This window comes from Pontibacter sp. SGAir0037, from assembly GCF_005491705.1.
Lineage (GTDB): Bacteria > Bacteroidota > Bacteroidia > Cytophagales > Hymenobacteraceae > Pontibacter.
Genome location: NZ_CP028092.1, coordinates 3,050,262 through 3,062,083, shown reverse-complemented (window position 1 = coordinate 3,062,083; position 11,822 = coordinate 3,050,262). Strand labels below are relative to the sequence as shown.

Here is an 11,822-nt window from a genome sequence, read left to right as displayed (position 1 = left end):
TATTATCTTTAAGAAGACTTTCCCTATATGTTTAGCCGTTGCGATAATATTAAATGTTTAGGTGGTTATGCATGCACTTACGAAAAATTGAATATAAGGATAATCTCAAAGCCTGAAATTGTCTTACTTCATGCTTTTGATCTGCCTGTTTGGCCCTTTAAACCACGTAAAAGGCTATTTTTACTCTTAAACAAACGGAAAGAGTATTGTTATTCGAAGTTTGTGTTTTAGCTGTAAGCTAAGTTGCGCCAGCTTTGATAAAGTGCCTGGAGAGGAAGACAGAAAGGAAGGGGCGGGTGCGTAAAAAAAAAGCCTTTCCGCTACAACTAGAGGAAAGGCTTTTTATTGAAAGCGTGAACTACAGTTTTCTTATTTGACAGAAGAAGTGGCTTGTCCGAAGCGTTCTCCGAAATAGTCGCCAGGCTTCCAGCTTGGCCTTTCAGAGCTTTGTGCCACCAGGTAGCCAATCAGGAAGTTAAGCTGCACATAACGCTTGCCTGCCTCGAAGTCAAAGATACCATCCATACCATCCTGCGGCTTGTGATAGTATACTTCGCGCCATTCTTTCACAAACTGATCGAGGTTATTTTTACCGTCGGCAGTTTTGTTGCCATACTTAATGTGCAGTGCAGGAATACCGTTGGATACAAAGCTGTATTGGTCGCTGCGCACAAAGCGGTTTTGCTCCGGCTCCGGGTCTTCCTCTATGTCGATACCCAAATAAGCGCTGGCCTGCATTACCTGTTGCTCCAGAGTAGAGTGGGCTGCACCCAGCGGAACAGCCGATAAGAGAGGCGCAATAATAGTAGGCATATCAGTATTGATATCGGCAACGATGTTTTCTTTCGGCACTGTTGGGTTTTTAGCAAAGTAGGCCGATCCCAGCAAGCCCATTTCCTCCGCTGTAACCATTACTAACAGCACAGAACGCTTTGGCTTGGCTTTGATGCGGGAATAGATTTTGCCAATTTCCAAAAGGCTGGCAACACCAGAGGCATTATCATGTGCACCGTTATAAATAGAGTCGCCATTGATAGGGCGGCCTATGCCCACGTGGTCGAGGTGCGCGCTGTGTACGATGTATTCGTTTTTCAGCTGCGGGTCAGAACCCGTAATGCGGCCTACCACATTGTAGCTCTCTATGTCTTCGTAAGAGGATGTATAGGACGCTTTCAGAGAAGTAGTGAGTGCAGTTGAAACGGGCGTACCGGCTTTAAGAGAGGCAATTGTTTTTTCTGTTTCAAGGCCGCTACCCTGTACGAGCTTCTGAAAAACCGGCTCCGTAACAAGTCCGAAAAGCTTTATCTGCTCATTAAACGTTCTTGAAACAGCTACTTTTCCATCTGGCCCCATCACACTGTTTACCCCACGTTGCAGGTTACCCACAGGCGCTGTAGGATTAGAAGATGCCATGATAACTCCCACAGCACCATGGTCTGCAGCTGTCTGGAGAATTACCTGCGTGTCCATGCTGGCGGAGGCTACCGTAGAGGGGAAGCTGGCAGGGGCGCCCCTGAAAACAACTACGATCTTTCCTCTGGCATCCACAGACGCATAATCATCATAACCCATGTCGGGTGCACTGATGCCAAAACCAGCAAAAACAAGCGGAACATTGGCTGTAACATTTTGCTCCTCCAGGTTCGGGTACAACGCAAAATCTTTTCCGTAAGCGAGTGTTTCTTCTGTGCCTGTTGCATTGCTGAAAGAAGCGGTAGCCGATGGTGCTACAACTGATTTCCGTATTCGGACACGTTGCAGGTAAGTGCCGTTTTCACCGGCCGGTTCTATGCCCATAGCTGTATACTTGCCAATCACATAGTCAACCGCCATCTGGTAACCCTCGGTACCAGGCAAGCGGCCTTTTAGCTTATCATCGGCCAGGTAAGCGATATGGTTTTTTATATCGTTCGGCTTTACCTTTTTCAGGCTCTTCTCTACTTTCTTCTCCAGTTTAACTTCCTGAGAAAAAGCGTTACCTGCGTAAAGTAAGCCGCCAAGCAATAGCAAAGAATAAATTCGTTTCATGTAGTCGTTAACTCTTGTTGAAACTTAAAGGTAAGTACAAAAATTTTATTTTATCATATCCCGTTGCTCCTGGTATAGGAATAAGTGTTATGGAGGCAGCATCAATTTAAAAATTGATAAAAAATACAGAACTTGGGCGGTTAAATAACTTAGCCTATGTACCGCATCCTATGCTTGCTCCTTCTTATGGTTTGCCTGCCCTTTGCCGCTCTTTTTGCCCGGCAGGCTACATCAGATACCTGGTATCTTTTAAAGCCGGATCGTGTTTTCGATGGTGAAACCATGCATACAAACTGGCAGGTGCTGGTTAAAAATAATAGAATAGAGGCAGCTGGCAGTAACATTACACAGCTGCCTGCAGGTGTACAGGTAGTGGAGCTAAAAGGTACTACATTGCTTCCAGGCTTGATAGAAGGGCATAGTCACCTGTTTCTGCACCCTTACAACGAAGTGAGCTGGAACAACCAGGTGCTGAAGGAATCGCGGGTAGAGCGTGTTGCCAGAGCTACGGTGCATGCACAGAAAACATTACTGGCTGGTTTTACGACTGTGCGTGATTTAGGCACAGAAGGTGCCGGGTATGATGATGTGGGCCTGAAGCAGGCCATTGAGAAAAATGTAATTATAGGGCCCAGAATGCTGATTGCCACCAGGGCCATTGTGGCCACAGGCAGCTACGGACCCAAAGAGCTGAGCTATGAAATAGAAACGCCTATAGGTGCCGCCGTGGCCGATGGAGCAGAGGGCCTTACCAGGGAGGTGAGGGCGCAAATTGGCAATGGGGCCGACCTGATAAAAGTATACGCCGACTACCGCTGGGGGCTGAATGGGCAGGCGGCTCCTACCTTTACCGAAGAAGAACTCAGGAAAGTGGTGGAGATTGCCCAAAGTAGTGGCAGGCCTGTAGTGGCGCATGCTTCCACGGCTGAAGGCATGCGCAGGGCTGTAATGGCTGGCATTACTACCATAGAGCATGGCGATGGAGCTACATCTGAAGTTTACAGGCTGATGAAGAAACACAACGTGGCCCTTTGCCCTACACTGGCTGCGGGCGATGCTATTCTGCAATATGGCGGCTGGAAGAAAGGCACTGCTGAAGAACCTGAACGGATCAGGGCAAAGCGAAAGAGCTTTAAAGCAGCTCTGGATGCTGGTGTTACTATTTGTATGGGAGGTGATGTAGGTGTTTTTCCGCACGGCGATAATGCGCGGGAAATGGAAATGATGGTGGAATACGGCATGAAACCAGTAGATGTACTGCGTTCGGCTACTTCGGTTAATGCAGATGTCTTCCGGATAAGTGAAAAAGTTGGCCGGATAAAAGCAGGCATGCTGGCCGATATAGTGGTGGTAGACGGAAACCCTGCCGAAGACATTTCACGGGTACGGCAGGTGCGGCTTGTGATGAAGGATGGCATCATTTATAAACAGTAACAGCGGGGCCTGGGATAAATTAAAAGGATGTTTCGGCTGTTTAATACTGGAAAAAGGGAGTTTCAGGTGCAAATATGAAACATTGCTTTTCTTTGCCTGTTACTTTTACGCTTGCTATAAGTGATTAACTACCTACTTGCGGCTGCTTGTGTCTGGGTATGACAGAAAACTAATCTGAAAAATTGTTATCTTGCGCCTGATTTAGTCACTGGTAACCAATTTTGTGCATGTCTGGGAACCGGGAGCGGGAAGGTAGCAGGGACAGTACTTTTGCTGAACCTTATGCAAGCATACTTCCATATTAGTAAAACAATATTAGCTGGCGTGGACATCGTTTTGGCTTTATCCGGGAGCTACTCCAGGATTGGGTTGTGCACAGGCCTTATTTAATTGATTTCGAAGTTACCGATAAATGATGCGTAAGAATATTTTAGTGCTTTTATTGTTCTTTTATGCATCAGTTTCCTATGCTTTTCCAACAGCAGCTACTGATAGCATTCTGAATGAACTCGGACAGGTAATTAAGAACAGAGAAACCTACACCGAGAAGAAACAGGCCCGGATTCAGCAGTTAAAGCAAAACCTGCAGGAGTCGGCTGAGATGCCTTTGCAGCAGCAATTCAAGATCTACAGCGATCTGTATTCGGAATACCAGGCTTTTAAATATGATTCTGCTTTTGCGTACGCGCTCAAGCTTCAGGAAACAGCCCGCCGACTGGATGATCCTGTAAAAGCAACCTATGCTAAACTAAAACTCACCTTTACACTGCTATCATCGGGCATGTATAAAGAAACATTTGACTCCCTGCATACTGTTTCTTTGGCGAATATGCCTGACAGTATAAAAGTAGCATATTATGTGCTTAACTCGCGCACGTACTACGACCTGGGGGCGTACAACAAAGACATTTACTATACCCGGCGCTATGCCGAAAATGGCGATGCCTACACTGATTCCGCCCTTACCCTTGTGAGCAAAAACACACTGCAGTTTTACAATTTAAGAGGCATAAAGCGGCTGAATGAGGGAAAGCTTGAGGCAGCCAGAAGTGATTTCGAACACATATTATACAATTTTACTCCTTCTCCTTCTTTCCACGATTATGCCATGGCTGCCGCTTTGCTGGCAAATATCTACGAAAGGTTAGGCGAAACAGACAAAGCCATTGCCATGATGGCACAGGCTGCCATAGCGGATATAAAATCATCAACAAGAGAAACCACAGCCATGATGTACCTGGCGGAATTGTTGTATAATAACGGCGACGAAAGCAGGGCCTATACTTATATAAAACAGGCACAGGACGATGCCACCTTTTATGGTGCAAGGCAGCGGAAAATTTATGTGTCGGCCATACTGCCCATTATTGAAGGGGAGAGGCTGGTGACTGTAGAAAACCAACGGAGCCGTTTGTTTACCTACTCTATTGTGGTGACGCTGCTCTCGGTATTAGTGCTGGCCTTTGTGGTGATAATTTTCAGGCAGCTTAAACAGCTTCGTGAAGCTAAGCGAACGGTAACAGAGGCAAACAATAATCTGCACGAAATAAATAAAAGCCTTGTAGAGGCTAACCGAATAAAGGAAGAATATATCGGATATTCGTTTGGTATGTACTCTGGCTACATCGATAAGATGGAGAAATTTAAAAAGTCGCTTGACAATAAGTTAAGGGCCAAAAAGGTTGATGAGCTTGGGCAAGTGATGAAGAGTATCAACCTTAAGAAGGAGCGGGAAGATCTGTACCTGAGCTTTGACAGAATTTTCCTAAAGCTTTTCCCAAGCTTTGTACCCACTTTTAACTCTTTATTTAAAGAGGAAGACCGGGTTGTTTTGAAAGACAAAGATTCGTTGAATATAGAAATGAGGATCTTTGCCCTGATCCGGATTGGCATCCATGACCATGAGCAGATTGCCAGCATGCTGGAGTATTCGGTTAGCACCATCTATAATTATAAAACCAAAGTGAAGAACCGGTCCATTGTTCCGAACGATGAGTTCGAAAAAAGAATTATGGAAATTAAGGCTTTTTAATTAAGGTTATAACACAGGATTTACAGCCTTTAAATTGTACTTTAATGCTGTAGATTCTATAATTTTAGCCATATCTGCTTGTGCCTGCCTTTTTTTAATTCTTTAGGCTTTCCATCAAATTTTTTGCCATCAAATAAAGTATATACTCTTGCTATTTTTTATGTATAGTCGTATAAAATACTGGTGAGTGTTTGCTCATTTTTAAGTGAATATTTGCTCCATTTAAATTTTAATTTTTCTAGATTACTTCGTTGTCAGCTTCACTCTAAAAGTTCGAAAGGTGCTTTGTTTCTGCTCAAGTCGGGCTAAAAACTAAAAATACAGGCCAAAAAGCACCTACTTTTTAGTTACTTTTTTAAGTCGTTTTGGGTTTAGTAAATATCTGGTATTGAGATGGTTTGCTATTTACAAGCATTACTTTTTTCTACTTTTTTTACTTACTAATTCTTTTTGAGTGATCAGCTCCGCATGTTTGTAGTATAGTGTGTGATTGCTCATTCTTACTTATGTCTTCGCAGCTATTTGTACATACTCATGAACAAGGCATTTATAAAAATTCAAATTGATAATTTATGATAAAAATTCTAACTCATTGGCTACAGGATGTAGAGCCACTCTTATTTAATAAACCATCTCGCCCTGGCAGATCTGCTGTTTGGGTATTGGGGCTTGCATCATTCTTTATTTTAACATTGCTACTGGCTACACCTGGTGTGGCTCAAAATACCCATACTGTAAATGGGAGGGTAACTGACGAAAATGGAGTAGGTTTACCTGGTGTTACTGTTCTCTTGAAAGGAAGCTCTACGGCTGCGCCGACCAATGCGAATGGCAACTTTACCATTACCGTTCCAAGTGCGAACGGCACACTGGTATTTTCTTACATAGGCTTTCAGACACAGGAAGTACCCATTAATAACCGGTCTACCATTGCCGTAACACTTGGTACAGATGCCAAGGCACTTGGCGAAGTGGTTGTAATAGGTTATGGTACTCAAAAGAGTGAAGATGTGTCTGGTTCCCTCACCTCCGTATCAGCAGAGGATTTTCAGCGTGGCAATGTGGTTACGCCAGAACAACTGATAACAGGTAAAGTAGCCGGAGTGCAGATTACCTCTAATGGCGGTCAGCCCGGAGCAGGTAGCACAATTCGTATACGGGGCGGCGCTTCTTTAAATGCCAGTAACGATCCATTGATAGTAGTGGATGGTGTGCCTCTAACAGGATATGGTATTTCGGGAGCTACAAATCCACTAAGTCTGATTAACCCAAACGACATCGAGACGATGACCATATTGAAGGATGCTTCGGCAACTGCTATTTATGGTTCCAGGGCGTCGAATGGTGTTGTGCTGATTACGACTAAAAGGGGCAAGGGTGGAAAAACGACTGTTAATTTTAATTCTCAGTTTATTACGTCTACTGTAACAAAGAAAGTCGATGTGCTAAGTGCTGACGAATTAAGGGCTTATGTAAACGAAAACGGCACCGAAGAGCAAAGAGCCTCTTTAGGAAATGCCAATACTGATTGGCAAGACGAAATTTACCAGACTGCGCTCGGCACAGATAATACCTTAAGTGTATCCGGAGCTTTGAAAAATATGCCTTATCGGGTTTCTCTTGGATATTTGAATCAGGAAGGTGTGCTACGCACTGATAAATTCGAGCGTCAGTCTGCAGCTATTAGCCTGACACCGGAATTCTTTGATAATCACCTGAAAATAGACCTGAATGCAAAAGGTTCTATCACAAACTCCCGCTTTGCGAACCAGGGTGCTATTGGTGCTGCGGTTGCTTTCGACCCTACGCAGCCTGTCCGAACCGAGAATCAGTATGGAAATTATTTCGAATGGACCACGGTGGAAAGGACAGATCAAGGTGAAAATATTCTGCTGAATCCTAATGCTTCCCGTAACCCGGTATCTCTGCTGGAACTGAGAGATGACCGTAGCAAAGTGCGCAGGAGTTTTGGAAATGCACAACTAGACTATAAGTTCCACTTCCTGCCAGACCTGCACGCTAATCTGAACCTGGGATACGATATAGCTACTGGCGAGGGAACCATTTTTGTTCCGGCAGAGGCAGGGCAAAACTTAATCAATAACAACCCTGCTTTATCCGGTTTAAACAACAGGTATAGACAAACAACCGACAACAGAGTGTTCGAGTTCTACCTCAACTATACAAAGAACCTGGCAGCTATCAACAGTGATATTAATTTTACTGCGGGTTACGGCTTTTACGATAACAAAACTACCAACTACAACTATCCAAGTTATAGTGCCAGTGGTGAGGTGCAGCCAGGAACTACCCCTGTATTCCCTTTTGATATTCCACAAAACAGGCTCAAATCCTATTATGGCCGTCTGATCTATACGCTTCATGATAAGTACATCTTTACCGGTACATTGAGGACAGATGGTTCTTCCAGGTTCTCACCCGAAAACAGATGGGGTGTTTTCCCGTCTGCTTCCATTGCCTGGCGTGTCAGCGATGAGCCTTTCCTGAATTCGGTTGGTTCTTTGTCGGACCTGAAACTTCGCTTAAGCTATGGTATAACAGGGCAGCAGGAGGGTATTTATAATTATTCTTACCTGGCCAATTACAACCTGAGTTCTCCAGCGTCACAATACCAGTTAGGTAATTCTTTTTACCATATGTATGCGCCGGCTGCTTACGATGCAAACATGAAGTGGGAGCAAACAGCTGCTACCAACGCAGGTCTGGATTATGGCTTCCTGAATAACCGCATCAGTGGTTCCCTGGACGTTTATTACAGAAGGACAAAAGATCTTTTAAGTGTGATTCCTGCTCCGGTTGGTTCAAACTTCAGTAACCTGATCTTAACGAATGTGGGTAATATTGATAGCAGAGGCCTGGAATTTAATGTGAATGCTGTTGCCGTGGAAAAACAAGATGTAACCTGGAACATTGGGTTTAACCTGACAGCCAACTGGAACGAAATTACTAACCTTACCGCTTCAGATGATCCTTCCTTTGCAGGAAACTTAGTGGGAGGTATTTCCGGGGCGACTGGTCAAAACATCCAGATTCACTCGGAAGGTTACAGGCCGTATTCCTTCTATGTTTTCAAACAGGTATACGATGAAAACGGGAAGCCACTGGAAGGTGTTTATGCAGACCTAAACGATGATGGCATCATTAACGATAATGACCGCTACAGGTATCAGGCAGCAGCCCCGATTGTAACATTGGGTTTTAATACACAACTTAATTACAAGAAGTGGAGTGCAAGTACTATTGTGCGCTCATATTTAGGCAACTATATCTATAACAATGTCTCCGCGAACCTGGGTGTGGAACGTAACATCCTAAACCCATCTGAGTTTATAGGCAATAGTACCACAAGCATCTTTAACACCAACTTCTTTAATAACCAATACCAATCTGATTATTACATCGAAAATGCCTCTTTCCTAAGGATGGATAACCTTACCTTAAGCTATAACGCTGGTAAAGTATTTAACGCAGCAAACTTAGTGCTGAGCCTGACCGGCCAGAACGTGTTTACGGTTACCAAGTATTCCGGCGTAGACCCTGAAATAAGCAGTGGTATTGATAATAACTTCTATCTGCGACCAAGAACTTTTGTTGTAGGCTTAAATCTTGGCTTCTAGTCCATCACATTAATATAGAAACAGAAATGAAAAGGTTCTTCATAAAAATATCTTATATATCAGCTCTCTTACTCGGCTGCCTTACAGCGTGCGATACAGATCTTGACCTGACTCCGACCAATGCTACTACCTCAGTTACTGTTTATAGTACCCCGGAAGGGTATAAACAAGTGCTGGCCAAAGTATATGGTGCCTTCGCCTTAACTGGAAACGATGGCTCTGGTAGCTCTGACTTAGGTGGCATTGATGCGGGTACATCTGACTTCCTGCGCTTATACTGGAACGCGCAGGAGTTAACTACAGAGGAAGCACATGTTACCTGGAACGATCCTGGCTTGCCTAACTTCCATAACCTGAACTGGACTTCGGGCAACATCATGCTCACCGGTTTGTACAACAGGATTTTCTATCAGATTACTGTTGCCAATGAATTTATTCGTGAGTCTACAGATGCCAAACTAAGTGAAAGAGGTATTGCAGGAGCTGATGCTGAAGATATCAGACACTACCGTGCAGAAGCGCGTTTCTTACGTGCCTTTCAGTATTGGGTGGCAATGGATTTGTTTGGCAATCCGCCTTTCGTAACGGAGAATGATCCGATTGGTAAGTTTATGCCGCCACAGATATCCAGGGCCGAACTGTTTGCTTATGTAGAGTCAGAACTACTCGCCATTGAATCGATGATGGTAGCACCGCGCCAGAATGAGTACGGGCGTGCCGATCAGGCAGCAGCGTGGGCTTTACTGGCTCGGTTATACCTGAATGCACAGGTGTACACCGGCGAAGCACGCTATACAGATGCTATTACTTATGCTAAAAAAGTAATCGATTCCGGCTATACCCTGAAAAGTAATTACCGGGAGCTGTTCCTGGCTGATAATGATGTTAATAATTCTGAAACTATTTTGTCAATTAATTATGATGTAGTAAATACTCAGAACTACGGTGGAACTACTTATATCATTAATGCTGCTGTTAATGCAGAAATGAACCCGGCAGCTTTTGGTGTGCCTGGGGGCGGCTGGGGAGGTGTGCGCAGCACTAAAAGTCTTCCTTTCCTCTTCTCCGATTATAGTGGAAATACTGACAAACGTGCCATGTTCTATGGCAATAAACCAGAGATGGATGATCCTTCTGCTTTTTCTGATGGACTAAAAGTGACAAAGTTTAGAAATATCACTTCTACAGGTGCAACGCCACAGCCCGGAGGTACTTATGTTTCAACTGATTTTCCGTTAATCCGCCTGGCTGAAATGTATCTCATTTATGCTGAAGCTGTTCTGCGAGGAGGAACCGGTGGCAACACGGGTACTGCACTAGAGTATATCAATGCTTTAAGAACACGGGCTTATGGAAATGCTTCGGGCAATGTGGGTAGCATTTCCCTGGATTTTATATTGGATGAAAGAGGCCGGGAATTGTACTGGGAAGCATTCCGACGCACAGACCTTATTCGCTATGGAAGATTTACTTCCGGTGACTATGTATGGCCTTGGAAAGGTGGTGTTAAAGAAGGTAGAGGTGTTAGTGATATTTACAGGCTTTTCCCGATCCCGTCAAGCGATTTAGGTGCCAATACCAATTTGGTGCAGAATACTGGTTATTAATTATTTATCTTAATAAAATAAGGAAAGAATATGAAAGCGTATTTCATAAAAAACATAGGCATACTTGGTTTGCTGCTATTCCTGTTTTCTGCTTGCGAAAAAGATGAAGATAGAATAATAGCCAGAGCAGAGGGAGTTGCAGCTTCATTAGCGGCATCTGAAAACACTTTAATTTTGCAAAAAGAAAACGCAGAGGAAGAGGCGATCAGCTTTACCTGGAATAAAGCTGACTTTGGGTTTAATGCAGCATTAACCAATACGTTGCAATTTGCCGTAGCCGGTACCAATTTTGCAAGTCCCCGAGAAGTGGTACTGCCTGCCAATACATTATCCAGAGAGTACAGTGTGATTAATTTCAATGCTCTGTTGCTTGCCATGAATTTACCAACCGGAACAAATTCAGAAGTACAGGTGCGCCTGAAGTCTGAAATTGCTAATTCCGAGGCCATAGCTCCGGTTTATTCCAATGCCGTTAACCTGACTGTTAATCCATATCCACTGATATCGTTTATGTATGTACCGGGGGCCTACCAGGGCTGGAATCCGGCAACAGCTGATAGTTTGATATCTCCAACCAGTAACGGTATTTACAGTGGTGTTATAAGTTTCCCGGCTGGTTCTACGGAGTTTAAGATTACGCCAGCCAAGAGCTGGGATAACGCTTACGGAGATGCAGGTGGGGGTGCCGTTAGCACCGCTGCCGGAGATAACCTGAAAGTGCCCGCTGCCGGAACGTATCGCTTAACGTTGAATACCAACGATAACACCTTTACGGCCGACAGGTATAGCTGGGGGGTTATTGGAGATGCGACACCAGGCGGTTGGGATACTGATACCGACATGGCTTACAACAATGGTACACAAACCTGGTCGGTTACAGTAAACCTGGTGCCTGGCTCCATCAAGTTCCGTCTTAACGATGATTGGGGAACCAATTACGGTGGTTCCAACGGGAATCTGGCTAATGCCGGGGATAATATCTCTGTCGCCTCAGCTGGTACTTATAAAATCACATTCAGCCTGGTCACCAACACTTATACACTCGAAAGACAATAAACCTGATCCGGGGAGCAATACTCTTTT

The 11,822-nt window shown here is 44.4% G+C and carries 6 protein-coding genes; 5 read left to right on the top strand and 1 reads right to left on the bottom strand.

Annotation, left to right across the window (positions count from 1 at the left end; all coding sequences use genetic code 11):
• Positions 1-369 precede the first annotated feature (369 nt).
• Complete coding sequence (locus C1N53_RS12495) at positions 370-2,028, bottom strand: M28 family peptidase (protein ID WP_137759632.1); 1,659 nt, start codon at positions 2,026-2,028, stop codon at positions 370-372.
• A 156-nt stretch (positions 2,029-2,184) separates the two neighbouring features.
• Between C1N53_RS12495 and C1N53_RS12490 the strand changes: the two genes are divergently transcribed.
• The 5 genes from C1N53_RS12490 (at position 2,185) to C1N53_RS12470 (ending at position 11,795) form a co-directional block, all read left to right on the top strand.
• Positions 2,185-3,462 (top strand): amidohydrolase family protein, encoded by a 1,278-nt coding sequence (locus tag C1N53_RS12490; RefSeq protein WP_137759631.1) that lies wholly within the window; start codon positions 2,185-2,187, stop codon positions 3,460-3,462.
• A gap of 412 nt (positions 3,463-3,874) precedes the next feature.
• Positions 3,875-5,494 (top strand): DUF6377 domain-containing protein, encoded by a 1,620-nt coding sequence (locus tag C1N53_RS12485; RefSeq protein ID WP_137759630.1) that lies wholly within the window; start codon positions 3,875-3,877, stop codon positions 5,492-5,494.
• 572 nt (positions 5,495-6,066) lie between these two features.
• A complete protein-coding gene (locus C1N53_RS12480) occupies positions 6,067-9,132 on the top strand; it encodes a TonB-dependent receptor (protein WP_137759629.1) in 3,066 nt (1,021 codons plus the stop codon).
• Between the two features lie 26 nt (positions 9,133-9,158).
• Positions 9,159-10,739, top strand: a complete 1,581-nt coding sequence (locus C1N53_RS12475; protein WP_137759628.1) for a RagB/SusD family nutrient uptake outer membrane protein — start codon at positions 9,159-9,161, stop codon at positions 10,737-10,739.
• Between the two features lie 30 nt (positions 10,740-10,769).
• The gene (locus C1N53_RS12470) at positions 10,770-11,795 is read left to right on the top strand and encodes a SusE domain-containing protein (protein ID WP_137759627.1); all 1,026 of its coding nucleotides are present in this window, start codon (positions 10,770-10,772) and stop codon (positions 11,793-11,795) included.
• The last annotated feature ends 27 nt before the right edge of the window (positions 11,796-11,822 follow it).